The following is a 25,746-nucleotide window of genomic DNA, read 5'->3' on the forward strand; positions in this document are numbered from 1 at the left end:
GTCACTCGCCTTCGTCTTCGATCAGCAGGTCCGGCAAGGGTGCACCCTCTGCATCGCCCTGCCCCGCCGCCGGCTCCGGCGCGGGCAGCTCCTGCACGCCGCGCAGCTTGCGCTGGATGGCACGTGTGCGCACATCCACCTGCTCGAATTTCTTGGCCGCCGCGTCGATGGACTTGCGCGTGGCCTCCACCACGTCGCCGAACTTGGCGAACTCGGTCTTCACCTGGCCCAGCACGCTCCACACCTCGGACGAGCGCTTCTCGATGGCCAGCGTCTTGAAGCCCATCTGCAGGCTGCTGAGCATGGCCGCCAGATTGGCAGGCCCGGTGATCATCACGCGGCAGTCGTTCTGCACCGCCTCGACCAGCCCGGGGCGGCGCATGACTTCGGCAAACAGCCCTTCGGTGGGCAGGTAGAGCACCGCGAAGTCGGTGGTGTACGGAGGCGCCACGTATTTGCTGAAGATCTTCTTGGCTTCCAGGCGGATGGAGGATTCGAAGGCGTTGCCCGCCGCCGTGATCGCGAGCTTGTCCGCCGTGTCCTGCGCGTCCAGCAGGCGCTGGTAGTGCTCCACGGGGTACTTGGAGTCGATGGGCAGCCACACGGGCTGCTCGTCGCTCTTGCCCGGCAGGCGGATGGCAAACTCCACCAGATCGTCGCTGCCCGGCATGGTCTTGACGTTGCGGGCGAACTGCTCGGGCGTGAGCACGTTGTCGATGATCGCGCCCAGCTGCATTTCGCCCCAGGTGCCGCGCGTCTTCACGTTGGTCATCACGCGCTTCAGGTCGCCGACGCTGCCGGCCAGCGTCTGCATCTCGCCCAGGCCCTTGTGCACCTGCTCCAGCCGGTCGCTCACCAGCTTGAAGGACTCGCCCAGGCGCTGCTCCAGCGTGGCGTGCAGCTTTTCGTCCACGGTGCGGCGCATCTCCTCCAGCTTGGCCGCGTTGTCGCCCTGGATGGCGGCCAGGCGCTCGTTGAGCGCGCCGCGCAGGGCCTCGGCATTGTTCTGGCTGCTGGCGACCAGGCCGGACAGCTGCTGCCCCATGGACTCCTGCAGGGCCGAGAACTGGCTGCGCAACTGGTGCGTGGTGCCTTCGAGCTGGTCGCGCAGCGCGCCCGACATGGTGCCCAACTGGCCCTGGATGTCGCCCTTGAGCGAGTCCAGCGTGCCGCGCGTGGTGCCGCTCAGCGCCTCGAAGCGCTCCTGGATGCGCTGGCCGAAGAGCTGCGTGCTCTCGGCCATGGCGTCGCGCGACTTGAGGCTGTCGGCCGCCAGCGCCTGCGCCGTCTGGCTCAGCTCGGCACGAAAGGCGGCCAGCGCATCCGCCTGCTCCTTGCGGGCTACGGCCGCATCGGCGCGCCCCTGCGCCAGGTGTTGCTCCAGACGCGACTGCAGCGCGGCAAACGACGCCTGCAGCTCGCCGCGGCTGGTGCGCGACTCCTGCGCCGCCAGCGCCAGCCGCTCGTCCAGCAGGGCCTGCGTGGTCTGGGTGAACCCGCGCAGTTGCTGGGCCATGGCATCCAGCGCTCCGTCATTCTTGGCCACGGCCAGCTGCGTGGCCTGCACCGCAGATTCCAGCGACTGCAGGCGCGCCAGCCATTCGGGCGGCAGGTCCACGCGCGGGCGGCGCAGTAGCAGCACCGCCAGCAACACCACGGTGAGCACCAGCAACGCCAGTGCGGCGGTCATTTCGAATGTCATTCTTGAACTATCAAAACAATAGCTGTTAGCGCTTGTCCATCAAGCGCCAGAGGCCAATTTCATTCACACCTTGGCGGGCGTGTTCACGGGAGTGAGGGCACCGCGCCCGTCGAAGAACGCCACCAGGTTGTCCGCCGCCAGTTGCGCCATGGCGAGCCGCGTGGGCACGGTGGCGCTGGCGATGTGCGGGGTGAGCACCACGTTGGGCACCTCCAGCAACGCGGGGTGCACCGCGGGCTCGCCTTCGAACACGTCCAGCCCCGCGGCAGCGATGCGGCGCTCCTTGAGCGCCTGGGCCAGCGCCGCGTCATCAACGATGCCGCCGCGCGCGATGTTGATCAGCGTGGCCGTGGGCTTCATGCGCGCGATCTCGGCCGCGCCGATGGCGTGGTGCGACTCGGGCGTGTAGGGCAGCACCAGCACCAGGTGGTCGGCCTGGGCCAGCAGCTCGTCCTTGCCCACGTAACGCGCCTTGCATTCGGCCTCCAGCGCGGGCGACAGGCGCGAGCGGTTGTGGTAGATCACGTTCATGCCAAAGCCGTGCGCCCCACGCTTGGCAATGCCCTGTCCGATGCGGCCCATGCCCAGGATGCCCAGCGTGCTGCCATGCACCTCGCAGCCGGCGAACATGTCGTAGCTCCAGCGCGTCCACTGGCCGGCGCGCAGGTAATGCTCGCTCTCCGTGATGCGCCGCGCCGTGGCCATGAGCAGCGCAAAGCCGAAATCGGCCGTGGTCTCGGTCAGCACGTCGGGCGTGTTGGTGCCCTGCACGCCGGCGGCGGTCATCGCGGCGATGTCGAAGTTGTTGTAGCCCACCGTCATGTTGGCCGCTATGCGCAGCTGCGGGCAGGCGGCCAGCAGCTCGGCGTTCACCGGCTGGGTGCCGGTGAGCAATGCGCCGTCCTTGCCCTGCAGCCGCTCGATGAGCTCGGCCTGCGTCCACAGGTTGTCGTCCTGGTTGGCATACACCTCGAAATGCTGCGTCAGGCGCTCAATGACCTCGGGAAAGATCTTGCGCGCGACGAGGATGTGGGGCTTGGACATGGGAAGTGCTCCTTTCGGTCAGGTGTCGGCAGCCTGAACGCGGGGCCGTGCCGAGGCACCCCGCGGTTCAGGCCCGGGCTCATTGCAACCAGATGAAGGTCATCACGACGAACAGCGGCAACAGGATGCCGCACGACCACAGCATGTAGCCGAAGAAGCTGGGCATCTTCACGCCGCGGTCCTCCGCAATCGCCTTGACCATGAGGTTGGGCGCGTTGCCGATGTAGGTGTTGGCGCCCATGAACACGGCGCCCGCCGAGATGGCGGCCAGCGTGGCGGCATGCGTGGTCATCAGCGTGGCCGCTTCGCCGCCGGCCGTGTTGAAGAACACCAGGTAGGTGGGCGCGTTGTCCAGGAACGAGCTGAGCAGGCCGGTGGCCCAGAAGTACATCACCGGATCGGGCGAACCGTCGGGCCGCGTGACGGCGGAGACGATGGCGCCGAAAGGCCCATTCACGCCGGCCTTGAGCATGGCAATGACGGGAATGATGGTCAGGAAGATGCCCGCGAACAGCTTGGCCACCTCCTGCATCGGGCCCCAGCCGAACTGGTTGTCTGCATGCACTTGCCGCGGCGTCAGCGCCAGCGATGCCACGGTCACCGCGATCAGCCCCGCATCGCGCACCAGGCCGGGCAGGCCCAGCGGCGTGCCGGCGATCACCCATTCCACGGGCGACTTCCAAATGCCGCTGAGCAGCACCAGCCCCACCACGGCCAGCAGCAGCACGAAATTGATCTTGCCGTCAAAACCCAGCGCGGCCGGTGCCGAATCGGGGGTGGGGTCGGTGCGGCTGACTTCACCCGCCTGGCGGTAGTACCAGCTGTCCAGCGCATAGAACAGCACCAGCAGCACGCCAATCAGGAACAGCGTTTCCGGAAACACGTGCCGCGCCGTCCAGAAGAAATCCACGCCCTTGAGGAAGCCCAGGAACAGCGGCGGATCGCCCAGCGGCGTGAGCGAGCCGCCGGCGTTGGAGACGATGAAGATGAAGAACACCACCACGTGCGCCACATGCTTGCGGTTGTCGTTGGCGCGGATCAGCGGACGGATCAGCAGCATGGACGCGCCCGTGGTGCCCATGAAGCTGGCCAGCACCGCGCCCACGGCGAGAAAGCCGGCATTCAGGGCCGGGCTGCCGTGCAGATTGCCACGGATATAGATACCACCGGCCACGGTGAACAGCGCCGTGAGCAGGATCACGAAGGGCAGGTATTCCGCGACCAGCGCATGCGCGAAGCCCGCCGCCGCCACGCCGGGGCCAAAGACCACGGCAAACGGCACCAGAAACGCCAGCGCCCACGCAGCGGTGACCTTGCCGAAGTGGTGGTGCCAGAACAGCGGCGCCAGCAACGGCAGCAGCGCAATGCTCAACAGCACGCCGGCAAACGGGACACCCCACAGCACCGACAGCTGGCTGCCGTCGATCTCCGCCGCCCCCGCCAGCGCGGGTGCCAGGCACAGCAGCCCAAGGGCCAGGGTGCGGATGGGGTTCATGGACAGGTCTCCTCGGGTCATTCTTGGGAAAGTTGAAATGCCGCCGGCGGCGCCAGGCGCGCGCTCACTGCGGCGAGGGAATCTCGAACACCTGGCGCAGGTAAGCCAGGTATTTCTCGTCGTTGCACATGTTCTTGCCGGGTGCGTCCGACAGCTTGGCCACGGGCTGGCCGTTGCAGCGCGTCATCTTGATCACGATCTGCAGTGGCTCGTAGCCCAGGTCGTTGGTCAAGTTGGTGCCGATGCCGAACGCCAGCTCGCAGCGGCCATTGAAGCGCTGGTACAGCTCGATGATGCGCGGCACGGTCAGCGCGTCGCTGAAGATCAGCGTCTTGGTCAACGGGTCCACACGGTTGTCGCGGTAGTGCTGCAGCAGCCGCTCGCCCCATGCGAAGGGATCGCCGCTGTCGTGGCGCGCGCCATCGAACAGCTTGCAGAAGTACAGGTCGAAGTCGCGCAGGAAGGCGCTCATGCCGTACACGTCGGACAGCGCGATCCCCAGGTCGCCGCGGTATTCCTTGGCCCACATCTCGAAGCCGAACACCTGGCTGTCGCGCAGCCGCGGGCCGAGGGACTGGCAGGCCTGCAGGTATTCGTGCGCCATGGTGCCCAGCGGCGTCACGCCCAGCTTCATTGCGTACAACACGTTGCTCGTGCCCGCAAACTGCCCCGGCGCGCCGCGCCGGTCGTCAGAGCCCAGGCGCACGCACAGAACGCGCAGCACCTCCTCGTGCCAGGCGCGCGAAAAGCGCCGACGCGTGCCGTAGTCGGCAATCTTGAGACTGTCCAACCCCGGCTGCTGCAGCTGGCCGATCTTGGCTTCGAGCCGGCGGCGCCCCTCGGGAAAGTCGGGCACCTTCTGCGTGTTGCGGAAGTACACCTCGTTCACGATCGCCAGCACGGGGATCTCGAACAGGATGGTGTGCAGCCAGGGCCCGGTGATGGTGATGTCGATCTCGCCCGAGGGCAGCGCGCTCACGCGGATGTACTTCTCGTTGAGGCGAAACAGCCCCAGGAAGTCGACGAAATCGCTCTTGATGAAGCGCAGCGAGCGCAGGTAGGCCAGCTCCGCGTCCTGGAACTGCAGGCTGCACAACGCGCGGATCTCGTCGCGGATCTCGCTGACGAAGGGCGCCAGCTCCACACCCGGGTTGCGGCACTTGAAGCGGTACTCCACCTGCGCACCCGGAAACTGGTGCAGCACCACCTGCATCATGGTGAACTTGTACAGGTCGGTGTCGAGCAGGCTGGTGATGATCATGGATGCGCGCGGGGCAGACTGTCCCGCTACTGGACATGGCGATGGGGATCCGCCGCGCCGCCACACACGCGTGGCCGGGCCGGCGAGCCCCTGATTCTGGCATCAACCCACCCGGGCCGCCGCGAACCGGCGCGCAGCCCCGGCAGCCCTCAGGGAAAGCCGGCGCGCCGCGCCCGCGATCAACGCGCCACGCACAAGGGCTGCAGTGCCTGGCGCAGCCGATCGGGCAGCGCACGCGGACGGCGGTCGTCCCGTCCCACGTACACATGCACGAAGTGGCCGCAAGCCGCACTCATGGCCTCGCCCTGGGCGAACAGGCCGACCTCGTAGCGCACGCTCGTGTCACCCAGCCGCGCCACACGGATGCCGGCGTCGATGGTTTGCGGGAACGCCAGCGACGCGAAATAGTTGCACTGCGTCTCGATGACCAGCCCGATGGTGTCGCCGTGATGGATGTCCAGCGCGCCCTGCTCGATCAGGTAGGCGTTCACCGCGGTGTCGAACCAGCTGTAGTACACGACGTTGTTCACATGGCCATAGACGTCGTTGTCCATCCAGCGCGTACCGATGGAGCGAAACACCGCGTAGGCCTCGCGCGGCTGCGGCCGGGGCTGCGGGGCCGTGCCTGCAGCGCCTGCCGCACCTGAGGGAGAGAGGGACGTGTTCATGAGGCGCTGATTCTGCCAGCGGCCAGCGGCGGCCTCCCCTTGTCCCCTGTCTTCGTAATAGGCAGCGCGCAGTCCACCGCCGGTCCAGATGTAACCAACAGAACTTTGGGAGTTGCCCCTAAAAATGCTGCATTGCAACAAAAACGCTTGCACCTAACGACAGGATCCCTAAAATTCGGTTCATGCTGCACTGCAACATGACGCACAGGTCAGTCAGGGCAGATGTCTCAACCCGCCCATCCCGGGCATTCAATGGAGATATGACATGTCGCTGACCCCTGAGCAAATCCTCGCTTCCCACAAGGCCAACCTGGAGACCCTGTTCGGCCTGACGAACAAGGCCTTCGAGGGCGTGGAGAAGCTCGTCGAACTGAACGTGACCGCCTCGCGCGCCGCTCTGGCCGAAGCCGCCAGCCACACCCAGGCCGTGCTGTCCGCCAAGGACGCACAAGAGCTGCTCGCACTGCAAGCCAGCCTGTTCCAGCCCCTGGCCGAAAAGGCCGTGGCTTACAGCCGCCACCTGTACGACATCGCTTCCGGCACGGGCGCCGAATTCGGCAAGACCTTCGAAGCACAGGCCGCAGAAGTGCAGCGCAACTTCACCAACCTGGTGGACAGCGCCGCCAAGAACGCCCCCGCTGGTTCCGAGACCACCGTCGCCGTCTTCAAGAGCGCTGTGTCTGCCGCCAACAACGCCTTCGAGTCGGTGCAAAAGGCCGTGAAGCAGGCCAGCGATGTGGCCGAAGCCAACTTCAACGCCGTGGCCAGCTCTGCCGCCACCGCTGCCAAGACGGCGACCGCCGCAACCGTGGCTCCCCGCAAGCGTTGAGTGAATCGCTGCCACGTCGCTGGCAGATTTCAGGGTTTACCCCTATAATTCACCCACTGGCCCGGCGATCGGAATGAACGTCGCAGGGCCCTCCAGTTGTCTCCTTGGATCCTCTCGAAACTCTGGTTTCCTGGATCCCTTCAAGCCCAGTCCCTGACTGGGCTTTTTTTTGGGCGGATGACCGCCGCGGCCTACCGGCGCCTTCGGCAGCAGCCGAGGCCCCGGCAGCGCCCGTCAATCAGCGGCCTGGATGGCGCCCGCCTGCGTGAGGCGCTCGGCTACCAGCAGCTTGTGCATCTCCGCCTGGGTCATGATGCCCAGGTCCTCGGCCACCACGGCAATCGGCTTGCCCGTGGCAATGGCCGACTTGGCGATGGCGGCCGCCTTCTCGTAACCGATCAGCGGGTTGAGCGCGGTCACCAGCGTCACCGACGCGGCGATGCGTTCCGTCAGCAGCCCCTGGTTGGCCGCGATGCCCTCCACGCAGTTCACCTGCAGGGTGTGGCAGGCCCTGGCCAGGTGGTGCAGGCTCTTGTGCAGCGCCCAGCCCATCAGCGGCTCGAAGGCGTTGAGCTGCAGTTGGCCCGCTTCGGCAGCCATGGTGATGGCGGCGTCGTTGCCGATCACTTCGAAGCACACCTGGTTCATCACCTCGGGGATCACGGGGTTGACCTTGCCGGGCATGATGGACGAGCCCGCCTGGCGCGCGGGCAGCTGGATATCGCCCACGCCGGCCTGCGGGCCCGAGGACAGCAGGCGCAGGTCGTTGCTGATCTTGGAAAGCTTGGCGGCGATGCGCTTGAGCACGCCCGAGATGTCAACGAAGGCCCCCGTGTCCGACGTGGCGGCGATCAGGTTGGCCGCGGCCTTGACCGGCACGCCCGACAGCCGCGCCAGCTCAGGGATGACCACGTCCACGTAGCCGACGGGCGCGTTGATGCCGGTGCCGATGGCGGTGCCGCCCATGTTCACCTCGGTCATCAGGTAGGCAGACTCGCGCAGGCGGCGCTCATCGTCGGCAATCATGGCGGCGAAGGCGGCAAACTCCTGGCCCAGCGTCATGGGCACGGCATCCTGCAACTGGGTGCGGCCGATCTTCAGGATGCCCTTGAATTCCTCGGCCTTGGCCTCGAACGCGCCGCGCAGGGCCGACAGGGCCTTGAGCAGCGTCTCGATACCGAAATAGGTGGCGATCTTCAGCGCCGTGGGATAGGCATCGTTGGTGCTTTGCGATGCGTTGACGTGATCGTTCGGGTGGATCGTGTCATAGCGGCCTTTGGGCAATCCCAGGTGCTCCAGGGCACGGTTGGCGATCACCTCATTGGCGTTCATGTTCGTGGAGGTGCCGGCACCGCCCTGGATCACGTCCACGACGAACTGGTCGTGCAACTGTCCGGCGATCAGGTCGTCGCAGGCTTGGGCAATGGCGCGGGCTTGGGTTGCGTTGATCGCGCCCAGCTGCAGATTGGCGTGGGCGGCGGCCTTCTTGACGAAGGCAAAGGCCCGGATCAACTCGGGCATGTGGGCCACGGTGTGGCCGGTGATGGGAAAGTTTTCTACGGCACGAGCGGTGTGGACGCCCCAATACGCGTCCGGGGGAATGGTCTTGATACCGATGAAGTCATGTTCTTGACGCATGGTCGATCTGCTTTCTAGCGAAATGGAATAAACAAAAGGGGAACAAAGCCAGGCCCCAAGTGAAAACACCGCCTGAGGTGCAGGCGGTGCTTGGTGGGTGCAGCCGTGGAGCGCCCTGGAGCCGGGCGCGCACCTTGTGGGCGCAAGTGCCGTGCCAGACGTGGCAATGCCCCGGGCACCATGGCGCCCAGGGCATTGGGTGCGGATTATGGACCACTGCCTCGCACGCGCATGAGAACCTTAGCTTTGCGCATAACCATGCCCACGCGGCGGGCAGGCGCCGGCCACGAGCGCTCTACACTGCGGCCGTGCCATTTCCTTGCGACCCCACTTTTCCGCCCCTTTCCCCCTCAGGCGCACGGCGCCGCACGCTGCTGCAGGCGCTGGGCCTCGCCCTGGCGCCCGGCATGCCCGCGCTGGTCCGGGCGGGCACCGCCCAGCAATGGCCGCAGGCCCTGGCCGTGCCCGGGGGCGTGGCCCGGCTGTCGCTGGGCCCCGCGGCCGAGCGGCCGGTGGTGCACGCGGGCGACATCCCGGTGCTGGTGCTGGGCGATGCGATCGAGTGGACGGCCATCGTCGGCATCCCGCTGGCCGCGCCTACGGGCGAGGCCGAGGTGACGGTACAGGCCGCGCCGACCGCACCGGCGCGGCGCGTGGCTTACCGCGTGGCAGCCAAGCAGTACCGCGAGCAGCGCCTGACCGTGGCACCGCGCACGGTGGACCTGGCACCCGAAGACCTGGCCCGCCATGAGCGTGAGCGCGCGCACCAGCAGCACGTCATGGCCACCTTTTCAACGCCCCTGCCAGAGGGGCTGCAGATGCGCCAGCCCGTGCCGGGACGGCGCTCCAGCAGCTTCGGCCTGCGGCGCGTGTTCAACGGCCAGGCGCGCAATCCGCACAGCGGCATGGACATTGCCGCCGCCACGGGCACCCCTGTCGCCGCGCCGCTGGCGGGCCGGGTGATCGATGTGGGCGACTATTTCTTCAACGGCGGCACCGTGTGGCTGGACCATGGCGGCGGCCTGCTCAGCATGTACTGCCACCTCAGCCGCATGGACTGCCAGGTGGGTGACGTACTGCGCACGGGCGATGCGTTCTGCAGGGTAGGGGCCACCGGCCGCGTGACCGGCCCGCACCTGCACTGGGGCGTGATGCTCAACCGCACCATGGTGGACCCGGCCCTGTTCCTGCCCGCATGAGCACGCCCCCCGCCCCACAACCGCGCTTGGCGCTGCGCCGCCCCGCGGCCGCGGCCGCGCCGGCGCCCGCCCCCCAGCGCGCGGCGCGGCTGCTGCGCTTCAACAAGCCCTATGGCGTGCTGAGCCAATTCACGCCCGAGGGGCGCTGGCGCGGGCTCCAGGACTTCATCGACGTGCCCGGCGTCTATGTGGCGGGGCGGCTCGATGCCGACAGCGAGGGGCTGCTGCTACTCACCGACAACGGAGCGCTGCAGGCACGCATCAGCGATCCGCGCCACAAGATGGAGAAGACCTACTGGGTGCAGGTGGAGGGCATTCCTGACGAGGCCGCGCTGCAGGCCCTGCGCCAGGGCGTGCAGCTCGGCGACGGCCCCACCCTGCCCGCACGCGTGCGCCGGCTGGAGCCGCCCCCCGCCCTCTGGGAGCGCGATCCGCCCATCCGCGTGCGCCAGAACATTCCCGACTGCTGGATCGAACTCATCATCCGCGAAGGCCGCAACCGCCAGGTGCGCCGCATGACCGCCGCCGTGGGCCACCCCACGCTGCGGTTGGTGCGCGCGGCCATCGGCCCCTACGCCCTGGGCGGGCTGGAGCCGGGCTGCTGGCAGCCCGCCAGCCCGCCCTCGCCGGTGCCGCACCACCGCAAAAAGTAGAGCTACTGGCGCTTTCCTGCATTGGCTTTGCGCCGGGTTCTTCACCTACGCTCAGCACCCTCCACCCAGCAGCGACAATCGCGGCGGGAGGAACTGAACACCATGACCACAAACCCTGGCGACGGCCTGTCCCTCGCCCCGCTTGACCCCGCGCCCACGCAACCCGCGCCTGCTGCGGCCTCATCGCACGTCGCACGCACCTGCCCACGCTGCCACTACACGCGCCAGGCCAGCGACACCGCCCCCGCCTGGCAATGCCCGCGCTGCGCGGTGGTCTACGACAAGGCCACGCCGCGCCCACGCGCACGCGCGGGCCACGATGAAGAGGACGATACCCAGCCCGTCCCGCTGGACCCGCGCCGCGCCCGGGCCAGCGCGGGTCTGCCCTGGGCCTGGATCGCCCTGGGCAGCGCCGTGCTGGCCGGGGCCGCGCTGCTGGGCTGGAAGTGGAACGGCGAGCGCCAGCGCAGCGCCCAGCAGGAGCAACGCGCCGCCAGCGACAGCCGCGCCGCCGATGTCAGCCAGGCCCGCGCCGTGCAGGACGGGCGGGCGCGCATCGATGCACTGGAACACCAGTGGCGCATGGGCGAAGGCGCCCAGGCGCTGCCTGCCGTGCGCGCGCTGGCCGATGAGGGCGAGCCGCGGGCCATGGTGCTGCTGGGCTCCATGCTGCTGGGTGGCAGCAGCTACCGCAACGCCATCGGCCAGCTGCTGGACCCGGCCGAGGCGCTGCAATGGCTGGAGCGCGCCGCCCGCGCGGGCGATGCCACCGCCGCCGTGCGCCTGGGGGGTCTGTATGAGCGCGGGGAACATGTGCCGCGCCAGCCCTCACTGGCCGAGAACTGGTACCTGCGTGCCGCGCGCCAGGGCGACGGCGCGGGCCTGTACAGCCTGGGCATGCTCTACGCGCGGGGCGCCGATCCCGTAAGCCAACGCCCCGTCCCCGCGTGGATGCTGCTCACGCTGGCCGAACGCGCCTCGCGCGCCGCGCCGGTGCGCGACGCGCTGCTGACCGAGCAGCACTACCCGTCCAGCGCGCGTGCAGGCCTGGTCCGCCTCAAGGACAAGCTGCATCCCAGCGACATTGCCGAGGCCGAGCGTCTGGCCGACGCCTGGAAGCCCGGCCAGCCGCTGGGCTTCTAGCGCGGCACGCGCCCGCCAGCGCCACGGGCGGCCTGCACGGTGTGCAGTTGCGCCGCGCGGCGCTAGCGCTTGCGCCACCAGACGACCAGCGCGAGGAACACCACACCCGTGAGCAGCGGCACGGCGGACATGAGCAGCTCGACGAACGAGCTGCGCCGCATGCCGGACCACACCTCCACGCGCACGCCGTCCAGCCGCAGGTTGCTCGCGCCTGCGAACTCCAGCGCCGGCGCCACCTTGCGGTCCTCCTTGAAGCTCACCGGCCCGGCCGTGCCCGCCAGCTGCAGCACCTGGCCCGCGCGCGTGCCCGTCCCGAACGAAGCGCCCTGCACCATCGACAGGCGCGTGCCGTTGTCCGTGTCCCAGCCGGCCATCCAGCGCGTGAGGCCTTCGCCGTCGGCCTGGGCCACGCCTGCCACGTGCACCACCAGCGTGTAGGGGTTGCCGCTGGCGGGCAGGTCCAGCGCGCGCGGCGCCTTCCAGGCCACCGTTTCGGAGAAAAAGCCCGCGGGCTTGCTGCCGGCCGTCTTGTCCTGGTGGCGCGCCAGCCGCGCCAGGTCTTCGGGCGTCAATTCGAACGACTCCACCAGGCGCTTGCCCCAGGCGGTGGACGCGTCGCGCGCGCCCGCGGGCGTGGCGGGCAGCGCCAGCAGGCCAGCGGTGGCCAGGGCGAAGCACACGCCCGCCGCAGAAAAGGCGCGCAAACGCTGGCGCGGATGGGGCACGGTGGCGTGCATATAGGGGCTCCCTCGGGTGGCTGTGCGGCGCTGCGAATGGCACCGTTTGCATCGATTTTAATAGCTGCCAGCGCTTGATGGATGGGCGCTAGAGCGGCTTTTTGTCTTGAACCTGCACGGCCGGGCGGCGCAGGCGCAGTGCGCCGTCCAGCACCAGCAGCGCCACGGCGGCGAAGATGGGGCCATAGGTAGGCCACTGCGCCGCGCCGATGCTCTCGCCCAGCGCCAGCGCCACCAGCGCCAGCAGCACCGGCTCCACATAGCTCAAGAGACCAAACAACCCCAGCGGCAGCAGGCGGCTGGCGGCCATGTACAACGCCAGCGCCACGGCGCTGACCACGCCCAGGACGGGCACCATCGCCCACAGGTGCGCATGCTCCAGCACCAGCGGCAGGGACGACGGCGCGCGCACCACGAACCACAGCGCCGCGGGCACCAGCAGCAGCATGTCCAGCCAATGGCCGCCCAGGTGGTCGGTGCCCAGGCGCCGGCGCATCACGAAATACGCGGTGTAGCCCAGTGCGACCAGCCAAGTCTCCCACGACATGCCGCCGGCGCGCAGCACCTCGTGCAGCACACCCGCGCCCGCCAGTGCCGTGGCCAGCCACTGCAGGTGCGACAGCCGCTCGCGGTACAGCACCCGCCCGGCCAGCACCATCACCAACGGCAGCAGGAAGTAGCCCAGCGACACCGGCAGCGCCCGCCCGTGCAGCGGCGCCCATAAAAAAAGCCACAACTGCACGCCCAGCATGGCGGCGCTGGCCAGCAGCCCCAGCGCCAGCAGCGGCTGACGCCACGCGCGCGCGGCCAGCAGGCGCACGCGCGGCCACTGCCCGCGCGCCAGCAGCAGCGCCGTGGTGAACGGCAGCGTGCACAGCACGCGCCAGCCGAAGATCTGCTCGCCGTCCAGCGGCGCCAGCGCCGGTGCCAGGTAATACATGGCACCGAACAGAACGGACGCGACGAGGGACGCAACAAGACCTTGGATCACAACGGCAGCAGGTGGACAAGAAACGATGCGGGAAACCCGGCGACAACACGGGCTCGCCGCCGCGGGCAAGACACGACAGGCACGCATCCGGACGAGGACAGCAGGCAGGCGCCCGAACGAGGAAAGGGCAGGCCTTTGCCCGCGTGCGACCCGCGATTGTCGGCCATTGGCGCGCGCCCCGCCGCCGCACCACTTATGCCCACCGCCTGTGGGCGGCCCTGTGGACAACCGCCGGGACAACCCCGCGCAGGCCGCGCCGGCATTGGGCTGCAGCGCATCGCCCATTTTTTAGGCAATCGGCATGGGCAAGGCCGCGATGCCGCGCGGACCTGCAAGCGCGCATCCGACACGGTTATAGTGCGCGCCCTTGCGGCGTCACCGTGCGACAGCGGCGCGGCAGCAGTGGCCGCATGCCGACGCGCCACCGCCACCGCGCCGCGCTTTTATCCGCTCTTCACCTCTGCCCCACCCGTGTCCGCTGCCGCCCTCCTCTGCCTTGTGATTGCCATCAGCGATGGCGACACGCTCACCGTGCGTTGCGGCACGCCGGGGGCCTGGCGCCCGCAGCGCGTGCGCGTGGTGGCGATCGACGCGCCCGAGAGCCGCCAGGCCTTCGGCCAGCGCGCGCGCCAGAACCTGGCGCGCCTGTGCTTTCGCCAGCAGGCCGCCCTGCGCACGCTGGGCCGCGACGACTACGGCCGCACGCTGGCGCATGTGCGCTGCCAGGGGCAGGACGTGGGCACGGCCCAGGTGCGCGCCGGCCTGGCCTGGGTTTATGCACCGCAGGCCCAGCGCTACCCCCACCTGGTGGCGCTGCAGCGCCAGGCACGCGCCAGCCAGACTGGGCTGTGGTCGCAGCCGCGCCCGCAGGCGCCCTGGGACTACCGGCGCCGGCACCGGTAGGCGACTATCATTTCAATAGCTGTTCGCGCTTTTCCATCAAGCGCTACGGGCCATTTTGGCTAGGAACTCGCACCCGTTTCGTCGGCCTGGAACACACCTGACAGCAACTGCGCCAGCCGCTCGCCAGGCAGGCGAAAGCCGCAGGCCTGGGCATGGCCGCCACCGCCCATGCTCACGGCCAGGGGCGAGCAGTCGTAGCCGCGCTGCGAGCGCAGGCCCACCTTGACCTGCCCGTCCTTGCCCACCACCCACATCAGCGCGAAGGTGCCGCTCTGGCGCGACAGCAACTCGCCCACCAGGCTGTGGAAGGCGCCGGGCGCATTCACCATCAGTCCGGCCTCGCCGTTGAACACCAGCGGCTGTGCGCCGCCCGCCACGTCCTGCGCCAAATGGCGGAACTTCTCGTCCATGGCTTGCCCGCGTGCGACGAAGGCCGCCGTCTCGGCGGGCGTGAAGTCAGCGATCTGCTGCCAACGGGCGAAGTCGAACGGCTCCATGTCCAGCGCCGCCACATAGCCCGCGGTGTCGGGGTACTGCCAGGCCCACAGGTCGCGGTCTTCCACGTGGCGCACCAAGGCGGGCAGTGGTGCGTCACGGTGGAAAAACTCCCACGCCAGGCGCGCACCAGACTTGCCCATGTCGAAGTGCAGGCCACCGCAGCGGCAGGCAAAGCCCTCCAACTGCTCGGCCGCGCTCTTGTGGTGGTCCAGCAGCACCAGCCGGGCGGCACGCGCGTCGATGGCGGCGAGCAGGTCGGGCGCAAACGCAAAGTCCAGCACGTACACGGCCCGCCCTTGCAGCGGCGGCAGGTCGTCCACGGTGGCCACCTGCCCGTGGGTCAGCCCCAGGCATTCGACCTGACCGCCATAAAAGCGCCAGGCGGCCAACGCGGCGGCAAAACCGTCGGCGCAGCGGCCGTGGTACAGCACCAGCGGGTGCGGGTCGTCCCGCTGCGGCGCGGCCAGCAGCGACAGGGGCAGGAAGGTGGAGCGCGAAGACACAGTCATGGCGGGATTGTCGGTCAGCGCACGGCGCCGAACTGCCCACTTGTGAACGGGGCCTTTGTTGTACTGGCCTCCCCCACTGGCCACAATAACCCCGTCCGCCGCACCGTTTGCGCGGCGCAGCACCGGGAGCCAGTCACATGCCCATGGAACTTCTCCGTCAACTTGCGCAGCGGGACCAGTTTCCCGCCCCCGTCGTCGGTGAGGCAGAGGTGGACAAGTTGCGTGTCCTGCGCGCCGCGGGCATGGTGCAGGCTGAACTGCCCGGCGAAGGCGAATCCGTACGCTCCGCACGCGTCATCACCATCACCGGGCTGGGCCGGGCCACCCTGCGCGCCCAGGCGGCCCGCGAATTCATCGCCCGGCGCGACCGACTCCCCGGCACGCCCCTCTCCACCGCCAAGGCGTAGCGCGCCCGCGTCGCCTGCGGGGGCTCCTGGCCGCTGCAGCCCCCGCCACTGCTATCATGGCTGTACAAACATAAGGGGTATCTATTTAGCTCCAGTGACGTGAGAATAGCTGGATGGAAACCCAGATGCTAACGCCAACTCCTGGACGGGACTACCCCCGCACCTGGAACGAATTTCTTGACTGGTTTGCCACCGAAGAGGCTTGCCAGGCGTTCCTGGAGAAGCTTCGGTGGCCCCAAGGCTTCGTCTGCCCGCGTTGCGGCAACGCTGGCGATGTGTACCGCGCCAGCCGCACCCGCCTGATGTGCCGCTCATGCCAGTACCAAGGCACAGTGACATCTGGAACCATCTTTGACAAGACGCGCACACCGCTGCGTGTCTGGCTGGCTGCAGCTTGGTACCTGACCAATCAGAAACAAGGCGTGAGCGCCCTGGGGCTGCAGCGCGTATTGGGTTTGGGGAGCTACCAGACCGCCTGGACCATGCTGCACCGGTTTCGACGTGCCATGGTCCGCCCGGGCCGGGACAAGCTCAAGGGGCTTGTGGAGGTGGATGAAACGTACCTGTCCATCACGGATCGCAAGAATCCCGCCACCCCTGCAGGGCGCAAGAGCAGCACCACCAAAGTGTTGATGGTCATGGCGGTGGAGATCGTGGAGCCCAAGGGGTTTGGGCGCATCCGGTTACGCCGCATTGACCGAGACGCCGCCACCCACGTAATCCCCTTTGTGCAGGAGGTGGTCGAGCCTGGAGCCCAGGTACGCACGGATGGTTCGGCGGCATACCGCGCTCTGGGAGAACTGGGTTACACCCACCAGCGCACCGTCATGCTCGGCTCAGGCGTACCTGCCCATGTCTCCATGGCGGGAGTGCACCGGGTCGCCTCACTGGTACAGCGCTGGGTGCTGGGAACACATCATGGCTCTGTACAGCCAGACCACCTGGACGCCTATCTCGATGAATTCGTGTTCCGTTTCAACCGGCGCACATCCAGCTCACGCGGGATGCTGTTTTACCGCTTGCTGCAGCAAGCGGTGGTTACGCCGCCAGTGACGTATGGGGATGTCGTGAGCAAGAACACCGGGGAGAGCCAATCGGATACCATTGCTGGATGAAATCACAGTATCAATGGGGCTGCTGGAGCTAAATAGATACCCCTTACAAACATCCAGTTAACACCCTGCCACCACGCAACGGCCACATCACCATGGGACTTGACCAGATCGCCATCGCCCTGCTGGGTGCCACCGCCGCCTGGCTGTCGCAGGCGCGCAGAACGGCGCTGCGCCGCTGGGCCTGCATCTTCGGGCTGCTGGGGCAGCCGTTCTGGTTCTACGCCTCGTGGAAGGCCGAGCAGTGGGGCATCTTTGCCGTGTCCATCATCTACATGGGCGCGTGGCTGCGCGGCCTGTGGGTGTACTGGCTCACCTCGCAGCAGGACCCGCCCCATTCGGGCCTGAGCACCATCCAGCTCACCCCGGGGCGCAACCCCTGACGCCCGCGCACCCTCCGCTGCGCCTGCTGTGGCAGGACGCGCACATGGTGGCCGTTTTCAAGCCGGCGGGCTGGCTGGTGCACCGCACAGGACTGGATGCGGGCGAAACGCGCTTCGTGATGCAGGCGCTGCGCGACCAGATCGGCCAGCACGTCTACCCCGTGCACCGGCTGGACAAGGGCACCTGCGGCGTGCTCGTCATGGCCCTGCACCCCGCCGCCGCGCGGGCCCTGGCCGACGCCTTCGCCCGGCATGCCGTGCGCAAGCAATACTTGGCGCTGGTACGCGGCTGGGCGCCGGCGCAGGCCGAAGTGAACCACCCGCTGCGCCCCGACGACGCACCGCCCAATGCCCCCACCCAGCCCGCCCACACGCGCCTCACACGCCTGGCGCGGCTGGAGCTGCCCGAATGCAGCGACCCCCGCTTCGCCACCACGCGCGCATCGCTGGTGCGGGCCGAGCCGACCACGGGGCGCCGCCACCAGATCCGCCGCCACCTCAAGCATCTGGCCCACCCCATCCTGGGCGACGCCACCCACGGCAAGGGGCCGCTCAACCGTTGGTGGGCACAGCGCCTCGGCCTGCACCGCCTGTGGCTGCATGCGTGGCAGCTCAGCCTGCCCCACCCCGCAGACGGCCGCCTGGTCACGCTGCACAGTGGATTGCAGTGGCCCGCTGCCAGAACATCCACCACCGCCAGCGCACCCCCGCAGCCAAACGCGGACGCAGCGCCCGATTGGCAGCAACACATCTGGACCCTGCCCTGGCAGCAGGACATCGAAGACGCGCTACCAAAAGAGTAGCTTGTAGCGCTTACCTAGCAAGCGCTACCGGCCAATTTTTATCTAACGCCCTGCAGCTTTTCGGAGCATCCCGCCACCCGGCCGTGTCCTACCCGCAGGAGCGGCGGCCGCCGCTGCCCACCCCGGCCTGCGCGCTTCACACTGGCGGCCATGCACCGTGCAGCACCCCACGCTTTCCTCCCCGCTTTGCCCCTTTCTCGCCTGGTCTTCAGGCGTGGCACGCCATGACCGGCTGGTGGGCTGACGCGCTGGCCGTGGCCGCCCACGAGTTCTCGGACATTGGCGACCCCCAGCAAACCACGCGGGTGGTCTTGCGCATGGGCGTGGCCGCGCTGCTGGGCGGCCTGCTGGGGTGGGAGCGCGAGCAGGCCGGCAAGGCCGCGGGCATGCGCACCCATATGCTGGTGGCCATGGGCGCCGCGTTGTTCGTGCTCGTCGCGCAGCAGGCGGGCATTGCCCCGGCGGACAACAGCCGTGTGCTGCAAGGGGTGATCGCCGGCATCGGCTTCCTGGGCGCGGGCACCATCCTGAAGGGCGACGCGGAAGGCCAGGTCAAGGGCCTGACCACCGCGGCCGGCATCTGGCTCACGGCCGCCATCGGCGTGGCCGCGGGCCTGGGGCGTGAGAGCACGGCCATCCTGGGCACGCTGCTGGCAGTGGTGGTGCTGTGGGTGATTCCTCTGGCACAGCGCGCCGCACCGACGGACCCGGGCCAGCCTCCGGCTCGACGCAAACGCCTGCGGCGCAAAACGCGCGCTGGTCTGACAGCCGATACGCCGCAGGATGGCCTGTAATGCGGTAGGGGGCACCCGTCCCCCTTTTGACCGCAACGACCCAGGAGCACGCACATGCCCCAGCAAGCCACCATCCAAGGCCACGTCACCTACCGGGAAGGAGACGGCATGCCCATTGCCATTCCGGAAGGACCGGTGGAACTCACCTTCGCCACCGACAGCGTCACGCTGAGCTGGCGCGACGACAACAACACCGCAGGCCTCACCGCCCTGCCGCGCGACCAGTACGAGCTGTATGTCGCCGACGGCAAGATCGTGCTGTAGTCCCTCCCGCGTGCGGGCCCCGGTCGGCAAGGCCCCGCGCTGCCCGCCACAACGGCAGAACCCAGGCCCAGCCATGGCCCGTGGGGGCCCACGGGCCGCACATTGATGGCGCAGCGGTGTCGGCGCTACCATGCGCCACACAACCGTGCGCCTTTGCCATGCCCAGCCCCTCTTCATTCGTGCCTCCGCCTGCCAGCGCGGTCGAGCCGGCTCTGTCCGAAGAGCCCGGGCTGCCGGTGGACCACGGACTGTGCGCAGGCGATGCGATGGACGCGGCGCAACTGCGGCGGCTGCTCCAGGCGGCCCTGCCCGACAAGAGCCAGCACAAGGCAGCCGGCTGGTTCGGGCAGACGGACTTTCTGCTCACGCGCAGCCACGTGGATGAAGACCAGGACGCCTACCACGACGCCCTGTTCATCACTCTCTGGAAGCGCTGGGACTTCTGGCTCGCCCTGCCCCCGGCCGAGAGCGCACCTGCCCACGCGCTGGCGCAGGCCTGGGCGCGGTTGCGCTCTGGCATCCCGCCTCCGCCCCCCGGCGCGGACGGCCTGGTGCGCCAATACCGCGCCTACGACAGCGCCGGCCAGCCCGGCGCATGGCAGCCGCTCCCCGCACAGGCCGGGGCGGACGACGCAGCAGCCGGCGCGCTGGCCGCCTGCGGAGAGGGCTGGCGCGAGGTGCTGGCCTACTGGCGCCTGGCCGAGGGCCAGCGCCGCGCCGGCCGGCCGGTGCGCGAGCGGCTGCATGCCACGCTCACCCCCGCGCGCATCGAGGCGCTGACGCTGCTGCCCGTATTCACCACCCGCTACAACACATGGAGCGACCCCGAGCGCAACGGCTGGTGGGAGGGCGACGTGTGGATCGGCGCGCGCCAGCCCGGCCAGCAGGGGGGCCATTCATGGGGCCGGGCGCTCAAGTTCAGCTGGCGCAACGGCAGCGAGCGCGCTGGCGACCCCGAGGACGACGCACATGCCTGCTACCAGATCGACCTGACGCCCGGCGATGCCTTGCCGGAGGGCACGGCCCACCCGAACGGCCTGCGCATCACCTACAGCCAGCGCCAGAGCGATCCGCGCACGCCGCTGCCCAACCACGCCGTGCAGCACATGCAGCACCTGCTGGAGCTGTTCACCACGCTGGAGCAGCGCCTGCACGCCGCCCATGCACAAGAGCAACAGGCGCTGCACACCAGCGGCTTGTCCGGCGATGCCCCGCCTCTGCCCCGCCTGCCGCCCTTCGCGCCGCACGAGGCCGACCCCGAGGTGTTCGGGCCCGTCCTCATGGCGCTGTCGCACGACTGGCAGGCCCACGGCCGGGCCCACGCCGCCCGCGTGCGGGAGCACTGGCTGCGGCAGGCCGACGCCGCTGAGGCCGCGGCGGCCCTGGAGCACGGCACAGAACCCGCGGCGTCATCCGCTGAGGCGGCGGCCGCTGCCGTGGCGGCCGCTGCGGTAGGCGATGCTGTACCCGCCCATGGTGTGGCGCCCGGCGCCGCGGCAGCCGGCACGCCCCCGGTGACCGTACCGCCGCCCGCCCCTGTGCATTGCATGCCTGCGCAGCCCACCGACCCGCGTGGCCCCCAGGCTGGCGCCGTGCTGCAACTGGCACGCGCTGTACACGCGCTGGCCGACGGCGACCTGTCCGCACGCTTTCACCGGCGCTTTGCCTTCGCGCCCCATGTCTATGCCCACCACGCCGCACGCACCGGCCACGCCGTGGACGCCCTGCAGTGGCTGGAAGATGGCCGTCTGCTGGCCCGCACGGAGCCCGTGCATCCCACGCAAGCACCCGCGTGGTGGCGGGTCAGTGTCGGTGCGTGGGCGCTGAGCCCCACGGCCGCACCGCCAAACCTGCCTGCATCGTGCCCCGCCGCCACCGTCCATGGCCTGCGTGTGGAGGGCGACGCACAGGGCGATCTGCACGGCCTGGCCGAGGACGGTACGTCCCTCTGGCGCCACCACATCGGCGGCGCCATCCTGGCGATCGCCGCAGCGCCCGACGGCCACACCCTGGCCGTGGGCAGCGCCAGCGGCTACCTGGTGCTGCTGCGCAAGGGCAGCGGCACCGACCCGGCCCTGCTCAGCACGTCGCGCTATGCGGAGCTGCGGCGCTTCATCTTCTGGGCGGATGCATCCAGCCCGCTGGCCTGGTAGGGGCAGCGCGTGCATTGCTTCAATATCCATAGCTGCTCGCGCTTGACAGGCGGGCGCTAGAGGCATTTTTCATTCAAACAACCACCATGGCCACTTACCACGCCGAAATCACCTGGACGCGCGACGCCACGCCGCAGGACTTCCTCAAGAACCGCTACAGCCGCCGCCACCTGCTGCGCTTTGACGGTGGCGCGCAGTTGGCCGGCTCCTCGTCGCCCCACGTCGTGCCGCTGCCCTGGTCCGACGCGGCCGCCGTGGACCCGGAGGAAGCCTTCGTCGCCGCACTGTCGAGCTGCCACATGCTGTGGTTCCTCTCCATCGCCGCGCGGCAGGGTTTTTGCGTGGACGACTACCGCGACGCAGCCGAGGGCGTGATGGCCCGCAACGCCCAAGGCCGCATGGCCATGACCGTGGTCACGCTGCGCCCGGCGGTGCGCTTTGGCGGCGACCCGCAGCCCACGCACGAACAGTTGCACGCCCTGCACCATGAGGCGCATGAACAGTGCTTCATCGCCAACTCGGTCACCACCGAGGTGCGCTGCGATCCGGTGCTGGCCTAGGGCCTGTTCACACTATTTTTGCCAGTGCGAATGGCGTGAAAACCGCGCCAATCTAGGCGCGTGACGACGCCAAGGCCGGGGCCTTGGCTAGGAGGGCAACGACGAATGGCGCGGTTTTCACTCCGTTCCCTCCGGGTTGCGATCAAAAAGGGCCATTCGCGGCGTTGCCAAGCCTCGCTGGGGTAGCACCCCAGCTTCGTTTGGCGCCTTGCGCCTGGCCCTTTTTGATCGCAACGCATCTGGCAAAAATAGTGTGAACAGGCCCTAGTGTGGTGTCTCAAAAGTAATCATCAAATAATGGTACTCGCTGCCCGCGCCACAGATGCCAAGATGGTGTCCGCACTTTTATGCCACACGAACGGCTTGGGATCCTCGTTGTGACGATCAATGTATTCCCGTATGGATTGCTCCAGCTGAGCAACGCTGGTGTGGGCGCTGCGCTTGATCCACTGCTCGCTGATCTGGCTAAAGAAACGCTCGACCAGATTGAGCCAGGACGCTGAGGTGGGCGTGAAGTGAACGTGGTAGCGAGGATGGGCTGCTAGCCAGGCCCGCACTGCCTGCGTCTTGTGCGTGCCGTAGTTGTCCATGATCAGGTGGATGTCTTGTTCGCCAGGCACCGCTGCATCGATGGCTTTGAGGAACTGCAGGAATTCCACACTGCGGTGACGGCGCTTGAGCTGTCCTATGACTTTGCCAGTGGCCACATCCAGCGCTGCAAACAGCGACGTTGTGCCATGGCGCTTGTAATCGTGCGTGCGCGTGCTGGGTTTGCCAAACGTCAGTGGTAACCCTGGTTGGGTGCGATCCAGAGCCTGGATCTGGCTCTTCTCGTCCACGCACAGCACCAAGGCGCGATCGGGTGGTGCCATATACAGCCCCACCACATCCCGTACCTTGTCCACGAAATGGGGATCCGTCGATAGCTTGAAGGTTTCTTGCAGGTGCGGCTTCAGCCCAAAGGCATGCCAGATGCGCTGCACCGTCGCGGGCGATACGCCAGCGTGCCGACTCATCTGGCGCACGCTCCAGTGCGTGGCGTTGTCAGGCTTGCTCTGGCGAACCTTGTCCACAATGAGCTGAACCTGCTCGTCGCCCACACTGCGCGGGCGGCCAGCGCGCGGGGCATCGGTCAAACCCGCCAGACGATACGCCCGGTAGCGCCGCCGCCACTTGGAGACAGTTTGCACCGTCGTGCCCAAGCGTTGGGCAATCATGGTGCCCGACTCCCCATCTGCGCAGCCCAGCACGATTCGCATGCGCAGCTTCTCGTCCTCGGGCGCTTTGCGTACGCGCAGTCGCGCATGCAGCTCTGCGCGCTCGGCATCGGTGATCTGCAGCTTCGTGGCGGGGCGTCCAGGGTGGGCCATCAGCGTAGTCTCCTATAAGGAAGCTGATTCGACCAACACCGGTCAAAATAGTTCTATCTATTTTTGAGACACCACACTAGCAGGCCGTTGAAAAATCCCCCGCCGACGCCCGCGTTGGCCGCTACGATCTGAAGCCATCGGTGAACGACCCAGACGAGGACGATGAGAGGCAGTCAAGATTTCCAGGGGGCGATGTTCAGCTACATCAGCCTTGAAGAGCGCGTGCCGCAGGCACACCCGCTGCGCAAGTTGCGCGCGGTGGTTGATGCGCTGCTGGCAACCATGAACCGCGAGTTCGAAGCGGTGTACGCCCGCCGTGGCCGCCCATCGGTGCCACCGGAGATGCTGCTCAAGGCCTTGCTGCTGCAGATCCTGTTCTCCATCCGCAGCGAGCGCCAGTTGGTCGAAGCGATCAACTACAACCTGCTGTACCGCTGGTTCGTGGGCCTGAACATCGAAGACAAGGTCTGGGACCACTCCACTTTCAGCGCCAACCGCGAACGTCTGTTCAACGAAGACCTCGCCCGCGCCTTCTTCGAGCGCGTCAAGCTCAGTGCCCAGTGGGGCAAGCTCGCCAGCGACGAGCACTTCAGCGTGGACGGCACGCTCATTGACGCCTGGGCCTCGCACAAGAGCTTCAAGCGCAAAGACGACGACAGCGGCACGCCGCCTGGGCGCAACCCCGAGGTGGACTTCAAGGGGCAGGAGCGCTGCAACGACACCCACGAGAGCACCACGGACGCCGATGCCCGGCTGTTCAAGAAGAGCCAGGGCGACAAATCCCGCCTGTGCCACATGGGGCACATCCTCATGGAGAACCGCAACGGGCTGATCGTGGATGTCGAGATCACCCACGCCAGCGGCACGGCCGAGCGCGAGGCGGCGCTGGCCATGTTGGAGCGTCGGGGCAACAGGAACAAACGGGCCACGGTCGGTGCCGACAAGGGCTACGACAGCAAGGCCTTCATCAAAGGCTGCAGAAAGCTCAAAGTCACGCCCCACGTGGCGGCCAAGGACAAACACTCGGCGGTGGATGCGCGAGTGACACGGCACGAGGGCTACAAGACCAGCCTGAAGGTGCGCAAGCGCATCGAAGAGGCCTTTGGCTGGATCAAGACCGTCGGTGGTCTGGCAAAGACCAAGCTGATCGGTCAGGCCAAGCTCACGGGCCAGGCGCTGCTGTGCTTTGCCACCTACAACCTTGTGCGAATGGGCAGCATCGGCGGCTGGTGGGACGCGCATCATGCGTGAGCCCAGGGATACGTGCGCCCGAAATGGGCGGGAGGGCCTGCAAACCGGCCAGATGGGCCGTTGCAATCGCTGCGCAGACGCGTCTGGGCAGCTCGTGTCTTCGCACTCAGCGTCCCTGATGCGTTCGAAAAGCACTTTTTCAACGGCCTGCTAGTGTGGTGTCTCAAAAGTAATCATCAAATAATGGTACTCGCTGCCCGCGCCACAGATGCCAAGATGGTGTCCGCACTTTTATGCCACACGAACGGCTTGGGATCCTCGTTGTGACGATCAATGTATTCCCGTATGGATTGCTCCAGCTGAGCAACGCTGGTGTGGGCGCTGCGCTTGATCCACTGCTCGCTGATCTGGCTAAAGAAACGCTCGACCAGATTGAGCCAGGACGCTGAGGTGGGCGTGAAGTGAACGTGGTAGCGAGGATGGGCTGCTAGCCAGGCCCGCACTGCCTGCGTCTTGTGCGTGCCGTAGTTGTCCATGATCAGGTGGATGTCTTGTTCGCCAGGCACCGCTGCATCGATGGCTTTGAGGAACTGCAGGAATTCCACACTGCGGTGACGGCGCTTGAGCTGTCCTATGACTTTGCCAGTGGCCACATCCAGCGCTGCAAACAGCGACGTTGTGCCATGGCGCTTGTAATCGTGCGTGCGCGTGCTGGGTTTGCCAAACGTCAGTGGTAACCCTGGTTGGGTGCGATCCAGAGCCTGGATCTGGCTCTTCTCGTCCACGCACAGCACCAAGGCGCGATCGGGTGGTGCCATATACAGCCCCACCACATCCCGTACCTTGTCCACGAAATGGGGATCCGTCGATAGCTTGAAGGTTTCTTGCAGGTGCGGCTTCAGCCCAAAGGCATGCCAGATGCGCTGCACCGTCGCGGGCGATACGCCAGCGTGCCGACTCATCTGGCGCACGCTCCAGTGCGTGGCGTTGTCAGGCTTGCTCTGGCGAACCTTGTCCACAATGAGCTGAACCTGCTCGTCGCCCACACTGCGCGGGCGGCCAGCGCGCGGGGCATCGGTCAAACCCGCCAGACGATACGCCCGGTAGCGCCGCCGCCACTTGGAGACAGTTTGCACCGTCGTGCCCAAGCGTTGGGCAATCATGGTGCCCGACTCCCCATCTGCGCAGCCCAGCACGATTCGCATGCGCAGCTTCTCGTCCTCGGGCGCTTTGCGTACGCGCAGTCGCGCATGCAGCTCTGCGCGCTCGGCATCGGTGATCTGCAGCTTCGTGGCGGGGCGTCCAGGGTGGGCCATCAGCGTAGTCTCCTATAAGGAAGCTGATTCGACCAACACCGGTCAAAATAGTTCTATCTATTTTTGAGACACCACACTAGGGCCTGTGAACTGCGCAGATCCTGCGAGCAAACCTGGCCCTGA

25 protein-coding genes are annotated in these 25,746 nt (G+C 67.7%); 14 read left to right on the forward strand and 11 right to left on the reverse strand.

Features of this window, described 5'->3' with window-relative positions:
• Position 1 precedes the first annotated feature (1 nt).
• From rmuC to I3K84_RS06060, 5 genes are all read right to left on the reverse strand, one after another.
• Entirely contained in the window at positions 2-1,702 is a 1,701-nt protein-coding gene (gene rmuC / locus I3K84_RS06040) for a DNA recombination protein RmuC (RefSeq protein ID WP_196995711.1), read from the reverse strand.
• A 63-nt stretch (positions 1,703-1,765) separates the two neighbouring features.
• Complete coding sequence (locus I3K84_RS06045) at positions 1,766-2,746, reverse strand: D-glycerate dehydrogenase (protein WP_011805690.1); 981 nt, start codon at positions 2,744-2,746, stop codon at positions 1,766-1,768.
• Positions 2,747-2,825: 79 nt separating this feature from the next.
• Complete coding sequence (locus tag I3K84_RS06050) at positions 2,826-4,241, reverse strand: sodium:proton antiporter (protein WP_196995712.1); 1,416 nt, start codon at positions 4,239-4,241, stop codon at positions 2,826-2,828.
• Between the two features lie 64 nt (positions 4,242-4,305).
• Positions 4,306-5,502, reverse strand: coding sequence for a nicotinate phosphoribosyltransferase (gene pncB / locus I3K84_RS06055; RefSeq protein WP_196995713.1), 1,197 nt, complete (start codon positions 5,500-5,502; stop codon positions 4,306-4,308).
• Positions 5,503-5,681: 179 nt separating this feature from the next.
• Positions 5,682-6,170, reverse strand: coding sequence for a thioesterase family protein (locus I3K84_RS06060; RefSeq protein ID WP_196995714.1), 489 nt, complete (start codon positions 6,168-6,170; stop codon positions 5,682-5,684).
• A gap of 265 nt (positions 6,171-6,435) precedes the next feature.
• Here I3K84_RS06060 and I3K84_RS06065 point away from each other — a divergent pair, with 265 nt between their 5' ends.
• Positions 6,436-6,999 (forward strand): phasin family protein, encoded by a 564-nt coding sequence (locus I3K84_RS06065; RefSeq protein WP_196995715.1) that lies wholly within the window; start codon positions 6,436-6,438, stop codon positions 6,997-6,999.
• A 234-nt stretch (positions 7,000-7,233) separates the two neighbouring features.
• Here I3K84_RS06065 and I3K84_RS06070 read toward each other — a convergent pair whose 3' ends face one another.
• Positions 7,234-8,637 (reverse strand): aspartate ammonia-lyase, encoded by a 1,404-nt coding sequence (locus tag I3K84_RS06070; RefSeq protein WP_196995716.1) that lies wholly within the window; start codon positions 8,635-8,637, stop codon positions 7,234-7,236.
• A gap of 407 nt (positions 8,638-9,044) precedes the next feature.
• Between I3K84_RS06070 and I3K84_RS06075 the strand changes: the two genes are divergently transcribed.
• From I3K84_RS06075 to I3K84_RS06085, 3 genes are all read left to right on the forward strand, one after another.
• Positions 9,045-9,836: a peptidoglycan DD-metalloendopeptidase family protein gene (locus I3K84_RS06075; protein ID WP_370567827.1), complete on the forward strand. Its 792-nt coding sequence runs from the start codon at positions 9,045-9,047 to the stop codon at positions 9,834-9,836.
• Entirely contained in the window at positions 9,833-10,489 is a 657-nt protein-coding gene (locus I3K84_RS06080) for a pseudouridine synthase (RefSeq protein ID WP_196995717.1), read from the forward strand. The genes I3K84_RS06075 and I3K84_RS06080 overlap by 4 nt, the downstream gene beginning before the upstream one ends.
• A gap of 102 nt (positions 10,490-10,591) precedes the next feature.
• Positions 10,592-11,632: a tetratricopeptide repeat protein gene (locus tag I3K84_RS06085; RefSeq protein ID WP_196995718.1), complete on the forward strand. Its 1,041-nt coding sequence runs from the start codon at positions 10,592-10,594 to the stop codon at positions 11,630-11,632.
• Positions 11,633-11,694: 62 nt separating this feature from the next.
• Here I3K84_RS06085 and I3K84_RS06090 read toward each other — a convergent pair whose 3' ends face one another.
• Both I3K84_RS06090 and rarD read right to left on the reverse strand, forming a co-directional pair.
• Complete coding sequence (locus I3K84_RS06090; RefSeq protein ID WP_196995719.1) at positions 11,695-12,369, reverse strand: hypothetical protein; 675 nt, start codon at positions 12,367-12,369, stop codon at positions 11,695-11,697.
• Between the two features lie 88 nt (positions 12,370-12,457).
• Positions 12,458-13,360: an EamA family transporter RarD gene (rarD, locus tag I3K84_RS06095; RefSeq protein ID WP_196995720.1), complete on the reverse strand. Its 903-nt coding sequence runs from the start codon at positions 13,358-13,360 to the stop codon at positions 12,458-12,460.
• A 471-nt stretch (positions 13,361-13,831) separates the two neighbouring features.
• On the opposite strand from rarD, the gene I3K84_RS06100 reads away from it, so the two are divergent.
• Positions 13,832-14,263 (forward strand): thermonuclease family protein, encoded by a 432-nt coding sequence (locus I3K84_RS06100; protein WP_196995721.1) that lies wholly within the window; start codon positions 13,832-13,834, stop codon positions 14,261-14,263.
• Between the two features lie 59 nt (positions 14,264-14,322).
• Here I3K84_RS06100 and I3K84_RS06105 read toward each other — a convergent pair whose 3' ends face one another.
• Positions 14,323-15,270, reverse strand: a complete 948-nt coding sequence (locus I3K84_RS06105) for a DHH family phosphoesterase (protein WP_047351103.1) — start codon at positions 15,268-15,270, stop codon at positions 14,323-14,325.
• Positions 15,271-15,413: 143 nt separating this feature from the next.
• Between I3K84_RS06105 and I3K84_RS06110 the strand changes: the two genes are divergently transcribed.
• The 8 genes from I3K84_RS06110 (at position 15,414) to I3K84_RS06145 (ending at position 21,746) form a co-directional block, all read left to right on the forward strand.
• Positions 15,414-15,677 (forward strand): hypothetical protein, encoded by a 264-nt coding sequence (locus tag I3K84_RS06110; protein WP_231403416.1) that lies wholly within the window; start codon positions 15,414-15,416, stop codon positions 15,675-15,677.
• A gap of 113 nt (positions 15,678-15,790) precedes the next feature.
• Complete coding sequence (locus tag I3K84_RS06115; RefSeq protein WP_011805960.1) at positions 15,791-16,792, forward strand: IS1595-like element ISCsp2 family transposase; 1,002 nt, start codon at positions 15,791-15,793, stop codon at positions 16,790-16,792.
• Positions 16,793-16,884: 92 nt separating this feature from the next.
• On the forward strand, positions 16,885-17,172 hold the full coding sequence (locus tag I3K84_RS06120; RefSeq protein WP_011805703.1) for a hypothetical protein: 288 nt from the start codon (positions 16,885-16,887) through the stop codon (positions 17,170-17,172).
• A 44-nt stretch (positions 17,173-17,216) separates the two neighbouring features.
• Positions 17,217-17,975 (forward strand): pseudouridine synthase, encoded by a 759-nt coding sequence (locus tag I3K84_RS06125; RefSeq protein WP_231403417.1) that lies wholly within the window; start codon positions 17,217-17,219, stop codon positions 17,973-17,975.
• A gap of 224 nt (positions 17,976-18,199) precedes the next feature.
• On the forward strand, positions 18,200-18,769 hold the full coding sequence (locus tag I3K84_RS06130; protein ID WP_196995722.1) for an MgtC/SapB family protein: 570 nt from the start codon (positions 18,200-18,202) through the stop codon (positions 18,767-18,769).
• A gap of 54 nt (positions 18,770-18,823) precedes the next feature.
• Positions 18,824-19,033 carry a hypothetical protein gene (locus tag I3K84_RS06135; protein WP_011805706.1) on the forward strand — a complete coding sequence of 70 codons (210 nt, stop codon included), beginning with the start codon at positions 18,824-18,826 and terminating at the stop codon, positions 19,031-19,033.
• A gap of 158 nt (positions 19,034-19,191) precedes the next feature.
• Positions 19,192-21,186, forward strand: coding sequence for a hypothetical protein (locus I3K84_RS06140; protein WP_196995723.1), 1,995 nt, complete (start codon positions 19,192-19,194; stop codon positions 21,184-21,186).
• An 86-nt stretch (positions 21,187-21,272) separates the two neighbouring features.
• The gene (locus I3K84_RS06145; protein WP_047350591.1) at positions 21,273-21,746 is read left to right on the forward strand and encodes an OsmC family protein; all 474 of its coding nucleotides are present in this window, start codon (positions 21,273-21,275) and stop codon (positions 21,744-21,746) included.
• Between the two features lie 290 nt (positions 21,747-22,036).
• On the opposite strand, the gene I3K84_RS06150 is transcribed toward I3K84_RS06145, so the two are convergent.
• Positions 22,037-23,116 (reverse strand): IS630 family transposase, encoded by a 1,080-nt coding sequence (locus I3K84_RS06150; protein ID WP_005801445.1) that lies wholly within the window; start codon positions 23,114-23,116, stop codon positions 22,037-22,039.
• Positions 23,117-23,278: 162 nt separating this feature from the next.
• On the opposite strand from I3K84_RS06150, the gene I3K84_RS06155 reads away from it, so the two are divergent.
• Complete coding sequence (locus I3K84_RS06155; protein WP_011803559.1) at positions 23,279-24,367, forward strand: IS5-like element ISDisp1 family transposase; 1,089 nt, start codon at positions 23,279-23,281, stop codon at positions 24,365-24,367.
• A 176-nt stretch (positions 24,368-24,543) separates the two neighbouring features.
• Here I3K84_RS06155 and I3K84_RS06160 read toward each other — a convergent pair whose 3' ends face one another.
• Entirely contained in the window at positions 24,544-25,623 is a 1,080-nt protein-coding gene (locus I3K84_RS06160) for an IS630 family transposase (protein WP_005801445.1), read from the reverse strand.
• Positions 25,624-25,746: the final 123 nt, after the last annotated feature.

The organism is Diaphorobacter sp. JS3051 (genome assembly GCF_015832135.1).
Classification (GTDB): Bacteria; Pseudomonadota; Gammaproteobacteria; order Burkholderiales; family Burkholderiaceae_C; genus Diaphorobacter; species Diaphorobacter nitroreducens.

Excerpts from the sequence above, each read along its gene's own strand:
- rmuC (WP_196995711.1), bottom strand. The coding sequence starts at position 1,702 with ATGACATTCGAAATGACCGCCGCACTGGCGTTGCTGGTGCTCACCGTG.
- I3K84_RS06045 (WP_011805690.1), bottom strand. The coding sequence starts at position 2,746 with ATGTCCAAGCCCCACATCCTCGTCGCGCGCAAGATCTTTCCCGAGGTC.
- I3K84_RS06050 (WP_196995712.1), bottom strand. The coding sequence starts at position 4,241 with ATGAACCCCATCCGCACCCTGGCCCTTGGGCTGCTGTGCCTGGCACCC.
- pncB (WP_196995713.1), bottom strand. The coding sequence starts at position 5,502 with ATGATCATCACCAGCCTGCTCGACACCGACCTGTACAAGTTCACCATG.
- I3K84_RS06060 (WP_196995714.1), bottom strand. The coding sequence starts at position 6,170 with ATGAACACGTCCCTCTCTCCCTCAGGTGCGGCAGGCGCTGCAGGCACG.
- I3K84_RS06065 (WP_196995715.1), top strand. The coding sequence starts at position 6,436 with ATGTCGCTGACCCCTGAGCAAATCCTCGCTTCCCACAAGGCCAACCTG.
- I3K84_RS06070 (WP_196995716.1), bottom strand. The coding sequence starts at position 8,637 with ATGCGTCAAGAACATGACTTCATCGGTATCAAGACCATTCCCCCGGAC.
- I3K84_RS06075 (WP_370567827.1), top strand. The coding sequence starts at position 9,045 with ATGCCCGCGCTGGTCCGGGCGGGCACCGCCCAGCAATGGCCGCAGGCC.
- I3K84_RS06080 (WP_196995717.1), top strand. The coding sequence starts at position 9,833 with ATGAGCACGCCCCCCGCCCCACAACCGCGCTTGGCGCTGCGCCGCCCC.
- I3K84_RS06085 (WP_196995718.1), top strand. The coding sequence starts at position 10,592 with ATGACCACAAACCCTGGCGACGGCCTGTCCCTCGCCCCGCTTGACCCC.
- I3K84_RS06090 (WP_196995719.1), bottom strand. The coding sequence starts at position 12,369 with ATGCACGCCACCGTGCCCCATCCGCGCCAGCGTTTGCGCGCCTTTTCT.
- I3K84_RS06105 (WP_047351103.1), bottom strand. The coding sequence starts at position 15,270 with ATGACTGTGTCTTCGCGCTCCACCTTCCTGCCCCTGTCGCTGCTGGCC.
- I3K84_RS06110 (WP_231403416.1), top strand. The coding sequence starts at position 15,414 with ATGGAACTTCTCCGTCAACTTGCGCAGCGGGACCAGTTTCCCGCCCCC.
- I3K84_RS06115 (WP_011805960.1), top strand. The coding sequence starts at position 15,791 with ATGGAAACCCAGATGCTAACGCCAACTCCTGGACGGGACTACCCCCGC.
- I3K84_RS06120 (WP_011805703.1), top strand. The coding sequence starts at position 16,885 with ATGGGACTTGACCAGATCGCCATCGCCCTGCTGGGTGCCACCGCCGCC.
- I3K84_RS06125 (WP_231403417.1), top strand. The coding sequence starts at position 17,217 with ATGGTGGCCGTTTTCAAGCCGGCGGGCTGGCTGGTGCACCGCACAGGA.
- I3K84_RS06130 (WP_196995722.1), top strand. The coding sequence starts at position 18,200 with ATGACCGGCTGGTGGGCTGACGCGCTGGCCGTGGCCGCCCACGAGTTC.
- I3K84_RS06135 (WP_011805706.1), top strand. The coding sequence starts at position 18,824 with ATGCCCCAGCAAGCCACCATCCAAGGCCACGTCACCTACCGGGAAGGA.
- I3K84_RS06140 (WP_196995723.1), top strand. The coding sequence starts at position 19,192 with ATGCCCAGCCCCTCTTCATTCGTGCCTCCGCCTGCCAGCGCGGTCGAG.
- I3K84_RS06145 (WP_047350591.1), top strand. The coding sequence starts at position 21,273 with ATGGCCACTTACCACGCCGAAATCACCTGGACGCGCGACGCCACGCCG.
- I3K84_RS06150 (WP_005801445.1), bottom strand. The coding sequence starts at position 23,116 with ATGGCCCACCCTGGACGCCCCGCCACGAAGCTGCAGATCACCGATGCC.
- I3K84_RS06155 (WP_011803559.1), top strand. The coding sequence starts at position 23,279 with ATGAGAGGCAGTCAAGATTTCCAGGGGGCGATGTTCAGCTACATCAGC.
- I3K84_RS06160 (WP_005801445.1), bottom strand. The coding sequence starts at position 25,623 with ATGGCCCACCCTGGACGCCCCGCCACGAAGCTGCAGATCACCGATGCC.